We start from the raw sequence: 19988 nt of genomic DNA on the forward strand, positions 1-19988 counted from the left end.
TTCTAAATCAACGTTCAGAAAAAATCAGCATAATCAGCGTAATTATACCCATCAATGATTATTTTTGCTAATTTTGTTAGCATGAAACGATCCGGAAGTGCCGATATGCCTTTACATTACGGCTATGTGCCGCAATGGCTTGCCGAGCGTATGGCCAAGCTTGGGCTTGCCGTGATTGAAAATATCATAATAGATTATGGTAAGGATGAAGTGCTTCGTCGTTTGAGCGACCCTTTCTGGTTTCAGAGCCTGGGCGCAGTGATGGGGATGGACTGGCATTCGTCGGGCATTACCACCTCTGTGATGGGCGCATTAAAACGGGCCATTAATCCGCACAGCCGCGAGCTGGGTATTTATATTTGCGGTGGTAAAGGTAAATACTCCAAACAAACTCCAGCCGAGCTATTAAAGATCAGCGAAAGTACCGGCCTCGACGGCAATTATCTTGTAAAATGCAGTAAACTGAGCGCCAAGGTTGATAATACCGCTATACAAGATGGTTTTCAACTTTACACCCACAGTTTTATCCTGAGTGATAACGGCAAATGGGCAGTAGTACAACAAGGCATGAGCGATATCAGCAGTACAGCAAGGCGCTATCACTGGCATTCAGAACAGCTCAGCTCTTTTGTTAACGAACCGCATACCTCCATTTATGGGCAAAACCATGGCATGATCCTTAATATGACCGATAAACAGGCCGATAGCTCCAGGAACGGTGTAATGCAAATAGCCGCCGAAAATCCGGACCATATGCTGCGCGAGATCAATAAACTGGTAATGCCCGGGCATCATTACGTTACTGCCAAAGATGTTGACCTGAAACGCCTGGGTGCTGTACTATGGCTGGCCCATGAAAAGCAGCCTGCCGACTTTGAAGAACTTTTATTACTGCAGGGATTAGGTCCGCGCACTTTGCAATCGCTTGCACTGGTAAGCGAGGTGATCCACGGAACACCATCACGGTTTAAAGACCCTGCGAGGTTTTCTTTTGCTCATGGCGGCAAGGATGGGCACCCTTTTCCGGTACCCACCAAAGTTTATGACGAAACCATTAGTACCCTACAAAACGCAGTTTATAAAGCCAAAATAGGTCAATCCGAAAAAAACGAAGCCATTAAGCGCTTATCAAAAATAGCAGAGAACGCCGAAAAGGATTTTACCCCCAATGCAAATTTCGACCAGGTAATAGCCCACGAACGTGAAGCTTCCTGGAAATATGGCGGTCGTACTGTTATGGGCAGGGCTAAACCACCCGCTCAGCAGCAGTTGAAATTATTTTAATTGAACTATTCTTATGCCCAACTGGTCGTTACAGGAATAACGTATAAGATTTCTCCCTGCGGTCGAAATGACAACAGTTTTTTAATTTTTAAAAAAAATGTCATTTCGATACGAGGTACGAGGAGAAATCTTGTACACGCGACTAAACAACGTATAGGATTTCTCCTCGTACCTCGTATCGAAATGACATAACTTTTGTAGTTACCTTAAAGTAAGGCTAATAGCCTTAGCCGAATCTAGATGCGCTTTTAATGCAGGCAGTGTTTTTTGTGCGAGGCCCGAAATATCAGGGTCTTTTTCACGACTGGCTGAATTAAACAAAGCAACCTGTTGCTCATGCTCACTGATTATTTCTTGCATATAAGCTTTATCAAATGCCGCGGCACGTTTCTTTTCCAGGTCTACTAGCATTTGCTGGTGAACGGCGCTGATAGAATCTTCGGATATTACAAAATTAGCAGCTTGCAGTTTTTCCAGATCAGTTGCAAGCTGGGTATGATCATCTATCATCATTTTGGCAAACTGTATAACCCGCTGATTCCTGGAGTTTGATATAGCCAAACCCGAGGCTTTAATAGCCGCAAGGCTAGTTTCAGTTCCACTGGCAAAAAATGACAGCCCCTTATCATCAACCAGGGCATTATTATAATTATTGGCGCGTTTATTACTCTCGCACGATTGTACCAAAACCAAGGTAACTAAACCCAAAAGCAGCCTTATTATTTGTTTCATTTAAACGTTATTGATAGTGCTTTATCTATCTAACGGAAATTAAGCATTCTGGTTTATCAAAAGGTTGTAATAATATCATTACCAATCATTAGCATTTATTTTCACTTCTTCATTGCGTAACCAAAAGGTTTCATTTATATTTGTAACCAATTGGTTTCACATAACCATCAAACTATGTATAGAGATGTTTTTAGGGCCATAGCCGACCCTACCCGACGCGAGATCATCAACCTGATTGCTCACAACAGCATGAACCTAAATTCTGTAGCCGATAACTTTGATATGAGCCGGCCGGCGGTATCAAAACATATAAAAATACTCACGGAATGCGGTTTACTGGTAGTTAAACAGCAGGGCCGGGAACGATTTTGCCAGGCCAATCTTAGTCAGCTGCAGGAAGTGACTGATTGGGCCGAACAATACCGCAGGTTCTGGACCCAAAAACTAGACGCGTTGGGCGATTTTCTGAATAAAGAACAAGAAGCAACCGATAATATTAAACTTAAAAAGAAAAAATTATGAGTACACAACCATTTGTAATTGACCGTATCTATAACGCTCCGGCTGATAAAGTATGGCAAGCCCTTACAGATCATAAAAAAATGAAAGAATGGTATTTTGACTTACCAGATTTTAAACCGGTAGTTGGCTTTGAATTTAGCTTTAGTGCCTCAAACGAAGGCATAACCTTCGTTCATCTGTGCAGGGTTACCGAAGTTATTGAAGGCAAAAAGCTATCTCACACCTGGCGGTATGAGGGCTATGAAGGCGATTCTGAAGTTACCTGGGAGCTTTTTCCTCAGGGCGGTAAAACCAGATTAGTGCTTACACATACTGGTCTGGAAACTTTCCCACCAATAAAGGATTTTGCAAGAGAAAACTTTGTACAAGGATGGACGGATATTGTTGGCCGCTCGTTGAAGGAATATGTAGAAAAGTAACAGATTCTAATATCATAATAAACGCATGTAATGCGTCTCTACATAAAAAATTGACTGTAGAGACGCATAATTGCGTCTCCTATCCAGGATGCAGTAATTCTTATTACCTTCGAATTAATAATTATGCTTGCCAACCTAACAGACCATATCCAAAAATTTATTACGCTTAATGAAGCTGATATCAAGCTCATTCATTCAGAGGTGGTGGTAAAATTTGTTAAGAAAAGAAACTATCTACTTGAACCCGATCATATTTGCAAGGAAATTTATTTTGTAAGCAAGGGCTGCCTGCGTCTATACTTCCTTAACAAAAAGTTGAATGAGCAGATAACCCAGTTTGCCATTGAAAACTGGTGGATGAGCGATTATTACAGCCTGGAAAGCGAAAAACCATCAAGCTACTATATACAGGCGGTTGAAAACTCAGAGATCATCAGCATCCATAAAAACAACCTTGAGGAGCTTTTTGAAAAGATACCCAGGTTGGAGCGTTATTTTAGAATTGTACAACAACGGGCATTTACAGCTGCCCAAAAACGTATAGAATACATTTATAACTTTAGCGACGAAGAGCGCTACCGGAACTTCAGCGCCCGGTTTCCTGATTTTATACAACGAATACCACAATATATGCTGGCATCGTACCTTGGCTTTACGCCGCAGTTTATGAGCAAGATACGAGCAAAGAAAGCGTAGCCTATCCTGAATTTCTTAATCTTGATTCATTTTTCGGGGCATGTTTTGTTCCTACCTTTGGGTATCAAAAAACAACAAGAAAATGAAACCAAGAATCGTCATCCCCAATTTAGAACCGGAAGCATATAAAGTTATGTTAGGTTTTGACCACTATCTTAACAGCACCGGTTTAAGCAAAAAACACCGGGAATTGATAAAAATACGCGCATCGCAAATAAATGGTTGTGCCTTTTGTATTGATATGCACACTAAGGATGCCCGCAAGGCCGGCGAAACCGAGCAACGCATCTACGCCCTTAACGCCTGGCGCGATACGCCTTTCTTTACCGAAGAAGAACGGGCCATACTGGCACTAACCGAAGAAGTTACCCTGATACAAAACCATGTATCTGACAAAACTTACGAAGCTGCCGCAGCCATTTTAGATGAACATTACCTGGCACAGGTAATTATGGCAATTATAAGCATCAACGCCTGGAACAGGATAGGCATTACAACCGGTATGCAGCCAAGTTTGTAAACGGTACAAAAGAGTATTGTTATTTCGATCCTTTATTTGCCTTATCATAATACTCAAAGAAATCGCTTAATCTGAATATTTTAGAAAGCACGGAATAGTCCTGGTTAAAGCTATTATAGCTTTGGGTATCCGGTTCTTTATCGTCAATATTACCTTTCCCTGATGTTCTGTCGGGGATAAACAGATCTGTTAAAACCTCAGGAGCACCGGCCAGGGAGAAGATCTCCCGGCCCTCTACTTTATAAGGCTTAAATTGCGAACTGAGATCTTTTTGCGTATAGATCATATTATAAATAACATATTTTGACCGGGTAGGGTTAATTACACCATACGCTACCGGGTCTATATTAAATTTTTCATTTTTTATACCAGATTGTTCGCACGATAAGGTATGATATCCCAAAGTAATATCCTTTACTTCAACATACTGATGGGCCGTCACTTCGTATTTTTTACTGTCTAATAAAACAGTTATCGCACCATCAGTAGGGTTATCTATCAATGTTGTACCGTTTATCTTCTTTTTTAAAACGATGTCATAATAGCCATAGGCTCCAAATAAAACAAGCGCTAGTATCACTACAATAATTACTTTTTTTGTGTTTTTGGCTTCGGTTCTGTTTTCCATACTGCAATAACAACTGTTATAAATAATATGTTTTTCAACCCTGCTTAAAATATATACAAACAAAAAAAGCCGGGTCTTTTTCAAGAACCCGGCTTGGGATTTGGATTTATAATTAAAACATTTCCTAAAACACTTGTTCAAACTGGTTAACAGCATCCTTGCTTTCCAGTACAGAATGGCCCATTAAAAACTCATCAACCTTACGGGCAGCTTCGCGGCCTTCGGATATGGCCCATACTACCAGTGATTGTCCGCGGCGCATATCGCCAGCAGTAAACACTTTACTTACGTTGGTACGGTAAACACCTTCTTTAGCCTTAACATTTTTACGGTCGTCAAGCTCAACACTCAATTGCTGCAGCATGCCTTCATACTGTGGATTTAAAAAACCCATAGCCAGGAACACCCGCTGACAAGGGATCTCGCGCTCTGAACCTTCTACTACGTTCAACTTTATCGGACGGCCCATGATATCCTGCTCCCAGGTTACATCAACCACTTTCAATGCGCGTAGGTTACCGTTTGCATCGCCTAAAAATTCTTTGGTGTCAATACCCCAGAAACGATCCACCCCTTCTTCATGTGAGCTGGTTGTTTTCAGAATCATAGGGTATGTTGGCCATGGCATGTGCTGTGTGCGCTGTGCCGGCGGCTGAAACATCACCTCAAATTGTTTAACCGAGCTTGCACCCTGGCGGTTTGATGTACCCACACAGTCAGATCCGGTATCACCACCCCCTATCACTACTACGTCTTTACCGGCAGCTATAATATCTTCGGCTTTAACATCAATATTGCTTACCCTTTTGTTTTGCTGTTTCAGGAAATCCATCGCGAAATAAATACCTTTCAAATCGCGACCCGGAATATTCAGGTTACGTGGAATGGTTGAACCACCAGCCAGTACCACAGCATCATTGCTGCGCACCAGTTCGTCCGCTGCTATATCAACACCTACCTCGGTATTGCATTTAAATACAACGCCATCTTTTTCCATCACTTCAACACGGCGTTCTACCACCCATTTTTCCAATTTAAAATCGGGAATACCGTAACGTAATAAACCTCCTGGGTTATCATCACGTTCGTAAACAGTAACCGCATGGCCGGCTTTAACCAACTGGGCCGCGGCAGCTAAACCCGCCGGACCAGAGCCTACTACAGCCACTTTTTTACCACTTTTAATTAACGGAGCGGTTTGCTTTACCAAGTTTTTTTGATAAGCTATTTCAATAATATGTTTTTCAATTTCCTCAATAGCTACTGCTGGTTTGTTGATACCTAACACACATGCCGATTCGCAGGGTGCAGGACAAATACGACCTGTAAACTCAGGGAAATTATTGGTTGACGATAAAATATGGTAGGCTTCTTCCCAGTTTTTACGATACACCGCATCGTTAAACTCCGGGATGATATTACCCAGCGGGCATCCCGAATGGCAAAAAGGGATACCGCAATTCATACACCTGGCCGATTGCTGGTTCAGCTTCTCATCAGTATATAAATTAACAAACTCATTATAGTTCTTTACGCGTTCAGCAGCGGGAACCTTAGTTGGTAATTCCCTGTTAAACTCCTGAAATCCTGTTGGTTTTCCCATTGAAATTTAGCCTATTGTTTGATATTGTAATTTCTCTATTGCTTTTTTATACTCTTTTGGATACACTTTTATAAATTGGGTTGATGCTTCGGTCCAATTTTTAAGTATTTGCTGGGCAAGTTTGCTGCCGGTAAGGCTTACGTGCTTACGCAGTAAGCCAAGTATCACCTCTTCATCCTGTACCGATAGCGGATCAAGATCAACCATTTCGGTATTGCAGTTTTCGGCAAAAGTGCCCTCCGGGTTATAGACCCAGGCTAAACCACCGCTCATACCTGCCGCGAAGTTGCGACCTGTTTGGCCAAGGATCAGCGCACGACCGCCGGTCATATACTCACAACCATGATCGCCTATACCTTCAACAACGGTAGTTGCACCCGAGTTACGTACAGCGAAACGCTCGCCGGCCATACCGCCGATAAACAGCTCGCCTGATGTAGCGCCGTACAGGGCAACATTACCAATGATGATATTATCTTCAGGTGTAAATGTTGCTTTTGCAGATGGATAGATAGCTAACTGCGCACCTGAAAGGCCTTTACCTACATAGTCATTAGCTTCGCCTTCCAGCTCAAAGGAGATACCCTTGGTAGCAAAGGCGCCAAAGCTTTGTCCGGCCGATCCTTTGAATTTATAGTTGATGGTATTGTCAGGCAATCCTGCTGATCCGTATTTTTTCGAGATCTCGTTTGATAACAGCGTACCAACAGTACGGTTAACGTTGATCACATCAAATGACGCGAATACCGGTGTTTTATCTTCGATCGCGATCTTAGCAGTTTCTAAAAGCTTCCAGTCCAGTATATCGGCCATGCCATGATCCTGACTTTCGCTGTTATACAGGGTCATGCCCTTAGTATTGGTAACCGGGTGTAATATGCCCGAAAGATCAATCTTTTTAGCTTTCCAATTATCCAGATTGTCTTTTACTTTCAGGAACTGAACACGACCAACCATTTCATTAATGGTACGGAAACCAAGCTCAGCCATGATCTCACGCAGTTCCTCGGCCATAAAGCGGAACAGGTTAACCACATGCTCAGGTTTTCCTGAGAATAGCTTCCTTAATTCAGGATCCTGTGTAGCCACACCCACCGGGCAGGTATTCAGGTGACACTTGCGCATCATGATACAACCACCGGCAACAAGAGCTGCGGTAGCAACACCCCATTCCTCGGCACCCATCAGGGCAGCAATAGCCAAATCCCTACCGGTTTTTAGCTGACCATCAGTTTGCAATACCACACGGCTGCGCAGTTTGTTGCGTACCAGTGTTTGGTGAGCCTCGGTTAAACCAAGCTCCCATGGTAAACCTGCATGTTTTACAGAGCTTATTGGCGATGCACCTGTACCACCATCGTAACCTGCAATCAGGATCACATCGGCGTGTGCTTTGGCAACACCTGCTGCAATGGTACCAACACCGGCTTTTGAAACCAGTTTCACATTGATGCGCGCGGCACGGTTAGCATTTTTCAAGTCAAATATCAATTGCGCCAAATCCTCGATAGAATAAATATCGTGGTGCGGCGGCGGCGATATTAAGCCTACACCTGGTGTGGCGTGGCGTGTACGGGCAATCCAGTCGTCAACTTTATGACCTGGCAGCTGCCCCCCTTCACCGGGTTTTGCACCCTGTGCCATTTTTATCTGCAGCTCATCGGCATTGGTCAGGTAGTTAGAAGTCACCCCAAACCGCGCTGATGCTATCTGTTTGATGGCAGAACGCATAGAATCGCCGTTGGGCAATTTTTCGTAACGCATTTCGTCCTCACCACCTTCGCCAGTATTGCTTTTGCCACCGATGCGGTTCATGGCGATAGCCATAGTACTGTGTGCCTCGTGCGATATAGAACCGAATGACATGGCGCCCGTTGCAAAGCGCTTCATAATGTTTTCGGCCGGTTCAACCTCATCAATGGTAATGGCCTCACGGTGATGAGCAAAGTCAAGCAGGCCACGTATGGTGAAATGCTTTTCGGTTTGCTCGTTTATTACTTTAGCATAGTTTTTATACACCGCGTAATCATTGCTACGGGTTGCGTGTTGTAATAAGTGTACCGTAGTTGGGTTAAACAGGTGAGCTTCGCCACGGCGTTTCCACTGGTAAATACCGCCTTCGGGCAATAGGTTATCAGCAGCTTTCGCGCCAAAACCAATGCGGTGTTTGCAAAGGGCTTCGCGGGCAATTTCATCCAGGCCTAAACCACCTATACGGGTAACAGCGCCGCAGAAATAACGATCAACTACAGTTGAGTTTAATCCTAATATTTCAAAAACCTGCGATCCGTGGTATGACTGTAAGGTGGAGATACCCATTTTTGAGAATATCTTCAGCAAACCATCGTTTACAGATTTTACATAATTTTTATGCAGGGTTTTGATATCCAGATCGGTTTCCAAACTGCCGTTGTTTTTAACCGTTTCAATGGTTGAAAGCGCCAGGTAAGGATTGATAGCAGTAGCGCCAAATGCCAGTAAAGAGGCAAAATGGTGTACTTCCCAGGCATCCCCTGTTTCAACAACCAAACCCACAGCGCCACGGCGACCTTTTTTGATCAGGTGGTGATGTACGGCTGATACCGCCAATAATGATGGTATAGGCGCATGCTCAGAGTCAATAGCACGATCTGACAGGATCAAAACCTCAAAGCCATCATCAACAGCATCCTCGGCATAACGACAAAGCCTGGCAATACCTTTTTCTAATGAACCAGGCAAGCCATCGGCATTAAAATAAGTTTGCAGCGTTTTGGCGTGGAACAGACCGGTATCAATACTTCTCAGTTTTTCTAACTGATGATTTTTTAATATTGGATGTTTCATCACCACGCAATGGCAATGCATTTTATCCTCGTCAAGCAGGTTGCCATTGTTACCTATAAAGGTAGCCAAACTCATTACCAAACGCTCCCGGATAGGATCAATAGGCGGATTGGTAACCTGCGCAAAGAATTGCTTAAAATAGCTTGATAAGTGCTGTGGCTTATCAGATAGTATAGCCAACGGCACATCAGTACCCATTGAACCTACGGGCTCTTTACCATCAACCGCCATTGGCTTAATGATGGTATCAATATCCTCGCGGCTGTAACCAAATACCTGCTGGTAACGGAATACAGACGGTTCTGAAAGACTGGCAAACGCCAAACGCGGCTCGGCCAGTTCGCTCAGGTTTATTTTATAGTTCTCTAACCAGCGGCCATAAGGTTGTTGTCCGCTGATCTCTTTTTTTATTTCGTCATCGGTAATGATCCTGCCTTTTTCGGTATCAATCAGCAGCATTTTACCAGGTTGTAAACGTCCTTTACGTACTACAGTGCTTTCGTCAATAGCCAAAGTGCCCGCCTCTGAAGCAGCAATTACACGACCATCATTGGTGATCACATAACGCAGCGGGCGCAGTCCATTACGGTCAAGCAAAGCGCCTACCAGTTTACCATCGGTAAAGCTGATAGCAGCCGGGCCATCCCAAGGCTCCATTAGCGTAGCATGATACTCATAGAACGCCTTTTTAATCGGGTCCATTTGCTCGTTGCCATCCCATGCTTCAGGTATCAGCATCATCATTACATGCGGTAATGAGCGGCCTGAATGCAGCAGGATCTCGATAATATTATCCAAACAGGCAGAATCAGACTGATTATTATCAATTACCGGCATGATCATCTCCATCTCTTCAGCGCTGAAATATGCAGAAGCGTATGATTTTAAACCAGCGTAAAACCAGTTCAAGTTACCAGTCAGTGTATTGATCTCGCCGTTATGAGCGATCAAACGGAAAGGCTGGGCCAGTTTCCATGATGGGAAAGTATTGGTGGAGAAACGCGAGTGGATCATGGCAAAGCCTGATGCAATACGCGGATCAGTCAGATCGGCATAGTATTTACGCAGCTGATAGGTAGTTACCTGCCCTTTGTAAACAATAGTTTTGCAAGAAAGCGAGGTAAAGTAAAAATGCTCACCGGCACCGGGAATAGTTTCGGTGATAGTTTTATTAATGTACCTCCTTAATATAAACAGTTTACGCTCAAAATCATCAGCATTGGTGATGTGATTGGGCCTTGCAATAAATATCTGTTCCACATCAGGTTCGGCCTGGCGGGCGGTTTCGCCAACAGCCATTGAATCAACAGTTAACTTGCGATAACCTAACTTATGCAAACCTAATTTTTCAATAGCGTTGGTAATTACATTCCTGCAGGCTTTCTTTTGTGCAGAATCCTTCGGAAAAAATATCATCCCAACTCCATACTCACCGGGTTCAGGCAGGCTGATCTCCAGGTTTGAGCATTCTTCCATCAAAAACTCATGAGGTAGTTGTATCAGTATTCCGGCTCCATCGCCAGTTTCAGGGTCGCATCCACAGGCACCGCGATGTTCCATATTTTCCAACATGGTAAGCGCATCGTCAATGATCTGGTTACTTTTATGACCATTAATATTGGTTATAAATCCAGTCCCGCAGGAGTCGTGTTCAAATTCTGGCCTGTAAAGGCCCTGGTGGCTCTCAGTTTGATTCATTGTAAATTAAACCGTTTTATAATTAGGGTGTAACTACGAAGTTACTAAATCCAACATAAATTATAAAATCATCGGTTATTTTTGAGAATTTGTAAAAAATCGATGATAAAAGCAATATTTATTTAACAAATCAATAACATTAAATACCAATTATTATGATATCAAAAATTAAACCTTTAGTTTACTTATTTAGAATCGATATAAAGTTGCACAAACGAAGCAATATTCAGTTATACAAGCAGTAATTACAGCTATAACAGAATTTAATTTTGTGTGATTTATATAAAAACCATTGTCATTTCGAACGATAGAGAGAAATGACAACTCCCGCAATCGCTCGGCTGGAGCCGGGCGATTGCGGAAAGAAACCCACCCTTGAGCGGTAGAGAGAAACCTTATAAAATATGCTCTGCCCACCCTACTGACAAGGTTTTGTCACCACGGTAAAAAATACAAATAATTGAATATCAAGTGTTCATGAATGTCCATAAGCGTTCATGTGCGTGAACATGAACACTTTAAGTTTTTTTTACGGTCCCCAGACTGAAGCTCATAAGATAACCCACCATTTACCATCAATTTTAGAATTGCTAACTTCGCACAAAATTTGAAACAGATGCCTGCAAAAAATAAAGCCGTTTTTTTAGATCGTGATGGAGTACTGAACCAGGAAATGGGCGATTACGTACGCCGTTTGGAGGATTTTCACGTACTCGACAATTTTGAGGCCCTGAAAACTTTGCAGAACAAAGGCTATATGCTGCTGGTGGCCACCAACCAGGGTGGTATTGCTAAAGGTTGGTACACCGAAGATGAACTGGCCAAAATGCATAACCACCTGAAACAGGTTTATAAAGAACATGGTGTGGAAATAACCGACTTTTTTTACTGCCCGCACCATCCCCTGTTTACCGGCGATTGTGATTGCCGCAAACCAAAACCGGGGCTGTTATTACAAGGTATAGCCAAATATAACATTGACCCTGCCCTATCCTATTTCATAGGCGATCGGGAACGCGATGTTGAGGCAGGTACCGCCGCCGGCGTAAAAGGGATACTAATTGACAGCGACCAACCGATAAGTACGGTGTTGGATCAAATTGCTTAAAATAAATCAAGTTATAAACGCGTGTCATAAACAAAAACACGCGTCATTGCGAGGCACGAAGCAATCTCTATGCTATACAGAGCTAAGCAATGAGCTTACGGAATTGACCTGCCTACGTAGAGATTGCTTCGTTCCTCGCAATGACGTATGTTGATAGAAATTTTACAAAACTTAAAACATTTTCCCCTCGTACAACTTTTACCACTACAACCCAAGTAAAACACATGCAGTTAAGCCGTTACTTAAAAAACTACGATACTTTTATTGCCGCTTTAATTGGCTTTGTTGCTGTACAGCTATTTTGCAAGTATAGTGGTATAGGTATTTCGCCCGATTCTATCATGTACATCAGCGCTGCCCGGAGCTTAAATACGAATGGTACGCTGCAAACATTTAACCACATCCCGATAGTTGATTTTCCGGTGTTCTATCCTGTTTTTTTGGGAAGCATCATATTCATCACCCGTATTGATCCAGTTATTTTCGGGACCATTTTAGATGGTCTTATGTTTGCAACCCTAATATATACCAGCGGATGGATTATGCACCGTTTTGTACCCACATCGCGTGTTTATAAATGGCTGATGCTGGTAGCTATTATATTAAGCCCGGCTTTGTTGCAGGTTTATTCCTACCTGTGGTCCGAAACTTTGTTTATCCTCGAAACCTTGTTTTTCCTGGTAGCCTTCAGGCAGTATCTTTTAAAACATACTGTTAAAGCGCTCGTTGTTGCAGCATTAATAGCGGCCATTGCCTGTGTAACCCGATATGCCGCGGTAACCATTGTGGGTACCGGCGGTTTACTGTTACTGCTCGACAGAGTACTACCACTTAAAAAGAAGATTGTACATATTATTATATACGGCTTTGTTTGTATATCGTTATTGGTGAGCAATTTATTGTTCAATGCCTTTATGTCGGGCACAACAACCGGTCCGCGGGAGCCTTCTATTACTTCATTTGGTAAAAACCTGTATTATTTTGGCACGGTTATGTGCGACTGGATGGGCTTTACCCCCAATCAATACTATTTAGCTACGCCTATTGCCATTATAATGCTTGGAGGTTTTATTGCCGCTTTAGCCTATAACTACTTCCGCAGGCATTTGAATAGTTTCGAAAACCTGGCTATTACCTTTGCTTTGGTATATGGCCTGTTTATCGTTGTGTCTTCTACATTTTCCCGTTACGAGCGTATTAACCATCGTTTATTAGCGCCTTTATTTATACCCGCCCTTTGGGGTTATACCAGCTGGGGACTATTGCTGTTAAAAAAGATAACCAGTACAACTACCCGCAGAATTGTGGCCGCGGTATTTATTATCCTGATGCTGGGCTTTATAACCAAGGAATTCCTGATTGATAAAGATCGTTACAGCGACCAGGTGGCCGACAAATATGGTGTTCCTGGTTATACTTCTGACGACTGGCTCGAATCGCCATTTGCGGCATATCTAAAGCATATTGATAAAAGTATGTTTAAGCCTGGCGTTACCATTTATACCGATGCGCACGAGGCAGTTTACTTCTTCTCGGGCATGTCATCATACCTGGTGCCACATAAATTCTTTAAAAAAGATATCGCCAAGTTTTATCAGATCAAGCATTATTACCTCATCTGGTTCACCGCGCTTGAAAATCCGGAGCTGATCAATATAAAGGATATTGAAAAGGTGAAATCACTAAAAAAGATCAAGGATTTTGGTGATGAGGGTGGTATTTATGAATATGATAGTCTGAATCAGAATTAAAGAATTTTAGAATTTACAGAATACCAATTTTCAATAATTCAATTAATCAGTTAATTCAGCTTCAGAAATTCTGAAAATCCTAAAATTCTAAAAATTCTGATTCAAACAGTTTGATTTAAAAAACATCTGTATATATTTGCGCTGCTAATCTATAGTTTTACTATATAAAATAATGAACGGTTACAAGCTACATCATCTTCATCTGCACCATCACCACCATGTGGTGATCAGATAAATGTATGTTTCTACGCGAAATAACAACCTCCGTTTGTATTCTTTTTTATTATAGTTCCTTAAATTCAATCTTTTGAAAACACTCAAAATAGCGATCCAGAAATCGGGTCGGCTCAACGAAAAATCTGTTGAATTATTAAAAAATTGCGGCTTAAATTTCGAAAATTACAAAAGCTCGCTTATATCTCCTGTCTCTAACTTCCCGCTTGAAATTCTTTTTTTGCGCGATGATGATATCCCGGAATATGTACAGGATGGCATTGCCGACCTGGGTATTGTAGGCGAAAACGTAATAGAAGAAACCGAAGTTGCTGTAAGTTACCTTCAACGTTTAGGATTTGGTAAATGCTCATTAAAGATCGCCATTACCAATAACAGCGATGTTAAAGAACTAAAGGACCTAAACGGAAAATCAATAGCCACCACCTACCCTGTTATATTGGGTAAATTCCTGCAAAAACAAAACATACAGGCTGATATACGCACCATTTCCGGCTCGGTAGAAATATCTCCTGGCTTAGGGTTAAGCGATGCTATTTGCGATTTGGTATCAACCGGCGGCACGTTAAAAAGTAATGGCCTAAAACCATTTGCTGACGTAATGGCATCCGAAGCGCTATTAATAGGCTCCAAAGGCAGTGAAAACAGCGATTTGGTACAAGAGTTGATGCAACGCATACAATCGGTATTACGCGCTAAAGAAACGAAGTACGTGGTATTAAATGTGCCGAAAAATAACCTGCCGGATATATTGGCTCTATTACCTGGCGTAAAAAGTCCATCAGTTTTGCCGTTGGCAGAAGAAGGCTGGGTAGCGGTGCACACCGTAATACCCGAACGTGATTTCTGGGACAGGATAAGTCAATTGAAACAAGCGGGCGCACAAGGTATTGTAGTGATGCCGATTGAGAAGATTATTTTATAGTAGGCGGTTTGCAGTGGACAGTTTGCAGTAATTTTGCAGATTGCCAATTGCAAACTGAAAACTGCCAACTGGAATGAAGACATATAATTATTCAGACTTAAGTAAAGACGATATCACCAAACTGGTTCAGCGTAATGTTGACCCGGCTAACGAGATACGCGCCATTGTTGAAGAAGTTTTAACCAACGTTCAGCAAAACGGCGACCGCGCTTTGTATGATTATGCCGAAAAGTTTGATAAGGTTACTTTAAGCAAGCTTTATTTGGATAAAGCAGAGTTGGAAGAGATCGCTTCTACAGTATCGCCTGAACAAAAAGCCGCTTTAGATATTGCTTATAATAATATCTATAAATTCCACCAAACGCAGTTAAAAGCCGAGGACAAGGTAGAAACCATGCCCGGAGTAACCTGCTGGCGCGAATTAAGGCCGGTAGAAAAAGTGGGCTTATATATCCCAGGTGGAACAGCCGTATTGCCAAGCACATTTTTAATGCTGGGTATACCTGCGCGCATTGCGGAGTGCCATGAAATTGTGGTTTGCTCACCTCCGCAAAAAAACGGGAAAGTGAATGCGTTCATCGCGTATGTTGCTTTGCTTTTAGGTATTGACAAAATATTTATGGCAGGTGGCTCGCAAGCTATCGCGGCTATGGCTTATGGCACTGAAAGCATTACTAAGGTTGATAAAATATTTGGCCCCGGGAACCAGTTTGTAACTAAAGCTAAAACTATCATTCAATCAACTACTACAACCGCTATTGATATGCCGGCAGGTCCGTCGGAAGTATTAGTAATTGCTGATGATACCGCCAGGCCCGAATACATCGCTGCCGACCTGTTAGCGCAGGCAGAGCATGGTATTGACAGCCAGTCTATATTGGTTGCCACATCGGCACAAATAGCGAAAGAAACACTGGCAGAGGTTGAAAAGCAAACTGCTGTTTTGCCCCGTGCAGAGATTGTTAAACAAGCACTGGCAAACTCTTATATCATAATAACGAACACGTTGGATGAGGCAATGCGGTTTAGCAACGAATATGCGCCTGAACATTTGATTTTGGCAACTGATAACTGGCAACAGATCACGGGTAAAATTATTAACGCAGGTTCTGTGTTCCTGGGTAATTTAACGCCGGAGAGTGCCGGTGATTATGCTTCAGGAACCAACCATACATTGCCTACAAGCTCTTATTCCAGAGCGTATTCGGGGGTATCTGTTGATTCGTTTGTAAAGAAAATAACGTTCCAACTTATTACGTCTGAAGGAATTAAAAACATAGGGCCATCAGTAGAAATTTTGGCTGAGTTGGAAGGCTTGCACGCGCATAAAAATGCGGTGAGTGTAAGAATGAAATAAGGATACAATAACCCACGCGTCATTGCGAGGAACGAAGCAATCTCTAATGAGATAGGTGATGAATTGAATAGCCGATTTGCATGTGCAGAGATTGCTTCGTACCTCGCAATGACGGCGGGAAAAATGATAAGACCATGTTTAATATAAACAACATACTTAGAGAAAACATCAAAAACCTAACCCCCTACTCTTCCGCTCGCGATGAGTTTCAGGGTGAGGCCAGCGTGTATTTGGATGCGAATGAGAATGCTTTCGGTTCGCCGTTGGATGAGCCGTATAACCGCTATCCTGACCCATTGCAATACGACGTTAAAAAACGCTTAAGCGAAATTAAGGGCGTACCGGTGCGTAATATATTTTTAGGTAATGGCAGCGATGAAGCTATTGATATCCTGTTCAGAAGCTTTTGTAACCCGGGCGTGGATAATGTGATATTGGTACCGCCAACTTATGGCATGTATGAGGTATCGGCAAATATTAATGATATCCAAACCAAAAAGGTATTGTTAACAGAGGATTTTCAATTGAATTTGGAAGGAATAGCCGAAGCTATAGACAAAAACACTAAGCTCATTTTTATCTGTTCACCCAACAATCCTACGGGCAACTCCATTAACCGGGATGATGTAGAAACCTTATTGAATAACTTTGATGGAATTGTTGTGGTTGATGAGGCTTATATCAATTTCAGCAGGCAAAAAACGTTTATACAGGAGTTAACAGAATATGCTAATTTGGTTGTACTGCAAACGCTATCAAAAGCATGGGGACTTGCCGGCCTGCGCGTAGGTATGGCCTTTGCAAGTGAAGAGATCATCGAAGTAATGAATAAGGTTAAGCCTCCCTATAACATTAATGAATCATCACAACAATTGGCATTAAAAGCTTTAGCTAATGTTGACCAGGTAAACGGCTGGATAAAAGAAACTTTGTTACAGCGTGATAAGCTGGTGCTTAATTTGAAGGATCTTGATTTTGTGCTGGATATTTACCCGTCAGACGCTAATTTTATACTGATTAAAACAACTGATCCAATGGGAATTTATAACTTCCTGGTACAAAAGGGTATTATTGTACGAAACCGTTCAAAAATTGACTTATGCGAGGGCAGTTTGCGGATTACCGTTGGTACACCTGCCGAAAATGAAATATTGATTGAAACTTTAAAAAATTTCAAATGAGCAATTTGCAAAAAATACTTTTTGTTGACCGCGACGGCACCATGATAACAGAGCCGGTTGATGAGCAGATAGATTCATTTGAAAAACTGGAGTTTTATCCCGGCGCTATAGAATACCTATCGAAAATAGCAACAGAGTTGGATTATGAACTGGTAATGGTAACCAACCAGGATGGTTTAGGTACAGCCTCTTATCCCGAAGATACTTTTTGGCCGGTGCATAATTTCATCCTAAAAACATTTGAAAATGAAGGTGTAAAGTTTTCGGCTATATACATAGACCGTACATGGCCGGCAGATAACGCTCCTACCCGTAAACCGGGCACAGCGTTATTGACACAGTATTTTGACACCAATAAATACGATCTTAAAAACTCTTTTACTATTGGCGACCGTAAAAACGATGTGCTTTTAGGTAAAAATTTAGGAGCAAAGGCTATATGGTTAAATAATCAATCCAACTTAGGTGGCGGTGAGTTTAAAAACAATGACGATATAAAAGACACTGTAGCCCTTGAAACTACCGAATGGAAAAAAATCTACGAGTTTTTAAAACTGGGCGAACGTGTTTTTGAAAGCAAACGCACTACTAAGGAAACCGACATTTATGTAAAAATAAACCTGGATGGTACAGGCGAAGCCAAAGTATCAACCGGCTTGCATTTTTTTGATCACATGCTTGATCAAATTGCGCGTCACGGCAGTATCGATCTGGAAATAACCGCTAAAGGCGATTTGCATATTGATGAGCATCACACCATTGAAGATACCGGAATTGCTTTAGGCGAGGTTTTTGCTGCAGCACTGGGCAATAAAAAGGGCATTGAGCGTTATGGCTTTTGTTTGCCAATGGATGATTGCCTGGCACAGGCAGCTATTGATTTTGGCGGCAGGAACTGGCTGGTTTGGGATGCTGAATTTAAACGCGAAAAAATTGGCGAAATGCCTACAGAAATGTTTTACCACTTTTTTAAATCGTTTAGCGACGCGGCAAAGTGTAATTTAAATATAAAGGCCGAGGGCCAGAATGAACATCATAAAATCGAAGCTATATTTAAGGTTTTTGCTAAAGCAATAAAAATGGCCATAAAACGTGATGTAAACAATATGGTTTTACCTTCAACTAAAGGTTTGTTATAGAGTCAAGAATCAGAATGATTGGAATAATAAGATACGGTGCCGGCAACATATTTTCGCTAACCGCTGCTTTAGAGCGGTTGGGGATTGCCTATGGCATGGTAAATACCGAAGCTGATCTGGAGCAGTATGACCGTTATATTATTCCCGGAGTTGGGCATGCCGGCGCAGCCATGAATAAATTGCAACATACTGGTTTGGTACCTGCAATAAAGGCACTTAAAAAGCCCACTTTAGGTATTTGCGTGGGTATGCAATTGCTTACATCTTATTCAGAAGAGGGAAATTCTAACCTGTTAGATATTTTTCCGATAAAGACTTTAAAATTTGCCGCCAGCACTGATCATAAGGTGCCGCATACCGGGTGGAACCGGGTATATCCCGAAAAGGAAAATCCACTTTTTAAAAATATTCCTGCCGGTTCACATTTTTACTTTGTACATTCATACTTTATTGAATATAATAACGTACATACTTTAGCTGCAACAGATTACAGTATTAAATTTTCGGCATCAATTTGGCAGGATAATTTTTACGGCGTTCAATTTCACCCGGAAAAATCAGGCCTTGTTGGCGAAACATTATTAACAAACTTCTCAAAATTATAAAGACATGTATATAATTCCTGCTATTGATATTTTAGATAAGAAAGTTGTTCGCTTACGCGAAGGCGATTATCAGCAAGTAACTAATTATGATGTTACTTTAGAAGAAATGATAGAGAAATACCAATCGCATGGCACTAATTTGATACACATCATAGATCTGAATGGCGCGAAAAACGATTTCTCCAACCAGCAATATCTTTTTGATATAATACGCAAAACCGATATGCAGGTTCAGTATGGCGGTGGTATTCGCAGCATTGAAAAAGTTAAAGAGCTGATTGATGCAGGTGTACATCGTGTTATTGTAGGTACGCAGGCTATCACCAATCCCATGTTTTTGGATGAACTGAGCAAAGCTATTTGTGGTCGTGATAAATGCTCACACAACGTTGTTATAGCTATTGATGTATTAGATGAGGTTATCAAATACTCAGGATGGATGGAAAGCTCGCCTATTAAACTAATGGACTATGTTGACAGGTGTTTGGGCTTAGGCTTCTTCCGTTTTTTATGTACCGATATTGACAAGGATGGCAAATTAGGCGGAGCCGGTATAGAGCTTTATGCCAAACTGCTTGATCATTCACCTTTTATAAAACTGATTGCTTCTGGCGGTGTAAGCTCAATGGCTGATATTGAACAATTAAGCAATTACAAAGTGGAATCATGCGTAGTAGGTAAAGCTATTTACGAGGGGCATATTTCTATTGAGGAAATTAAGAATTGGAATTTGGAATCATTAATGTCTATATAGAATTTA

General features: G+C 41.9%; 17 protein-coding genes. 13 read left to right on the forward strand and 4 right to left on the reverse strand.

What is annotated here, in order from left to right:
• The first annotated feature begins 81 nt into the window (after positions 1-81).
• Positions 82-1284 (forward strand): DUF763 domain-containing protein, encoded by a 1203-nt coding sequence (locus tag JWR23_RS02970; RefSeq protein WP_299512786.1) that lies wholly within the window; start codon positions 82-84, stop codon positions 1282-1284.
• A gap of 201 nt (positions 1285-1485) precedes the next feature.
• On the opposite strand, the gene JWR23_RS02975 is transcribed toward JWR23_RS02970, so the two are convergent.
• Positions 1486-2016 carry a DUF4142 domain-containing protein gene (locus JWR23_RS02975; protein ID WP_299512788.1) on the reverse strand — a complete coding sequence of 177 codons (531 nt, stop codon included), beginning with the start codon at positions 2014-2016 and terminating at the stop codon, positions 1486-1488.
• A gap of 174 nt (positions 2017-2190) precedes the next feature.
• Between JWR23_RS02975 and JWR23_RS02980 the strand changes: the two genes are divergently transcribed.
• From JWR23_RS02980 to JWR23_RS02995, 4 genes are all read left to right on the forward strand, one after another.
• Positions 2191-2538, forward strand: a complete 348-nt coding sequence (locus JWR23_RS02980) for a helix-turn-helix transcriptional regulator (RefSeq protein WP_299512790.1) — start codon at positions 2191-2193, stop codon at positions 2536-2538.
• On the forward strand, positions 2535-2957 hold the full coding sequence (locus JWR23_RS02985) for an SRPBCC domain-containing protein (protein WP_299512793.1): 423 nt from the start codon (positions 2535-2537) through the stop codon (positions 2955-2957). Before JWR23_RS02980 ends, JWR23_RS02985 begins: the two co-directional genes overlap by 4 nt.
• 123 nt (positions 2958-3080) lie before the next feature.
• The gene (locus tag JWR23_RS02990; protein WP_299512796.1) at positions 3081-3653 is read left to right on the forward strand and encodes a Crp/Fnr family transcriptional regulator; all 573 of its coding nucleotides are present in this window, start codon (positions 3081-3083) and stop codon (positions 3651-3653) included.
• Positions 3654-3735: 82 nt separating this feature from the next.
• Positions 3736-4173, forward strand: a complete 438-nt coding sequence (locus tag JWR23_RS02995) for a carboxymuconolactone decarboxylase family protein (RefSeq protein ID WP_299512799.1) — start codon at positions 3736-3738, stop codon at positions 4171-4173.
• Between the two features lie 19 nt (positions 4174-4192).
• Here the strand turns inward: JWR23_RS02995 and JWR23_RS03000 are convergent, their stop codons facing one another.
• The 3 genes from JWR23_RS03000 to gltB form a co-directional block, all read right to left on the reverse strand.
• The gene (locus JWR23_RS03000) at positions 4193-4801 is read right to left on the reverse strand and encodes a hypothetical protein (RefSeq protein ID WP_299512802.1); all 609 of its coding nucleotides are present in this window, start codon (positions 4799-4801) and stop codon (positions 4193-4195) included.
• A gap of 124 nt (positions 4802-4925) precedes the next feature.
• Positions 4926-6404: a glutamate synthase subunit beta gene (locus JWR23_RS03005; protein WP_299512804.1), complete on the reverse strand. Its 1479-nt coding sequence runs from the start codon at positions 6402-6404 to the stop codon at positions 4926-4928.
• 6 nt (positions 6405-6410) lie between these two features.
• Positions 6411-10928: a glutamate synthase large subunit gene (gene gltB, locus JWR23_RS03010; protein ID WP_299512806.1), complete on the reverse strand. Its 4518-nt coding sequence runs from the start codon at positions 10926-10928 to the stop codon at positions 6411-6413.
• Positions 10929-11544: 616 nt separating this feature from the next.
• Between gltB and JWR23_RS03015 the strand changes: the two genes are divergently transcribed.
• The 8 genes from JWR23_RS03015 to JWR23_RS03050 all read left to right on the forward strand — a co-directional run bounded on the left by JWR23_RS03015 (position 11545) and on the right by JWR23_RS03050 (position 19982).
• Positions 11545-12036: an HAD family hydrolase gene (locus tag JWR23_RS03015; RefSeq protein ID WP_299512809.1), complete on the forward strand. Its 492-nt coding sequence runs from the start codon at positions 11545-11547 to the stop codon at positions 12034-12036.
• A gap of 224 nt (positions 12037-12260) precedes the next feature.
• A complete protein-coding gene (locus JWR23_RS03020; protein ID WP_299512812.1) occupies positions 12261-13787 on the forward strand; it encodes a hypothetical protein in 1527 nt (508 codons plus the stop codon).
• 307 nt (positions 13788-14094) lie between these two features.
• Positions 14095-14946 carry an ATP phosphoribosyltransferase gene (gene hisG, locus JWR23_RS03025; protein ID WP_299512814.1) on the forward strand — a complete coding sequence of 284 codons (852 nt, stop codon included), beginning with the start codon at positions 14095-14097 and terminating at the stop codon, positions 14944-14946.
• Positions 14947-15019: 73 nt separating this feature from the next.
• Positions 15020-16303 carry a histidinol dehydrogenase gene (gene hisD / locus JWR23_RS03030; protein ID WP_299512817.1) on the forward strand — a complete coding sequence of 428 codons (1284 nt, stop codon included), beginning with the start codon at positions 15020-15022 and terminating at the stop codon, positions 16301-16303.
• A gap of 134 nt (positions 16304-16437) precedes the next feature.
• Positions 16438-17484: a histidinol-phosphate transaminase gene (gene hisC, locus JWR23_RS03035; RefSeq protein ID WP_299512820.1), complete on the forward strand. Its 1047-nt coding sequence runs from the start codon at positions 16438-16440 to the stop codon at positions 17482-17484.
• Positions 17481-18623: a bifunctional histidinol-phosphatase/imidazoleglycerol-phosphate dehydratase HisB gene (gene hisB / locus JWR23_RS03040; RefSeq protein ID WP_299512823.1), complete on the forward strand. Its 1143-nt coding sequence runs from the start codon at positions 17481-17483 to the stop codon at positions 18621-18623. The genes hisC and hisB overlap by 4 nt, the downstream gene beginning before the upstream one ends.
• 14 nt (positions 18624-18637) lie before the next feature.
• On the forward strand, positions 18638-19228 hold the full coding sequence (gene hisH, locus JWR23_RS03045) for an imidazole glycerol phosphate synthase subunit HisH (RefSeq protein WP_299512825.1): 591 nt from the start codon (positions 18638-18640) through the stop codon (positions 19226-19228).
• A 4-nt stretch (positions 19229-19232) separates the two neighbouring features.
• Positions 19233-19982, forward strand: a complete 750-nt coding sequence (locus JWR23_RS03050; protein ID WP_299512828.1) for a 1-(5-phosphoribosyl)-5-[(5-phosphoribosylamino)methylideneamino] imidazole-4-carboxamide isomerase — start codon at positions 19233-19235, stop codon at positions 19980-19982.
• The last annotated feature ends 6 nt before the right edge of the window (positions 19983-19988 follow it).

The organism is Mucilaginibacter sp., from assembly GCF_028288205.1.
Lineage (GTDB): Bacteria > Bacteroidota > Bacteroidia > Sphingobacteriales > Sphingobacteriaceae > Mucilaginibacter.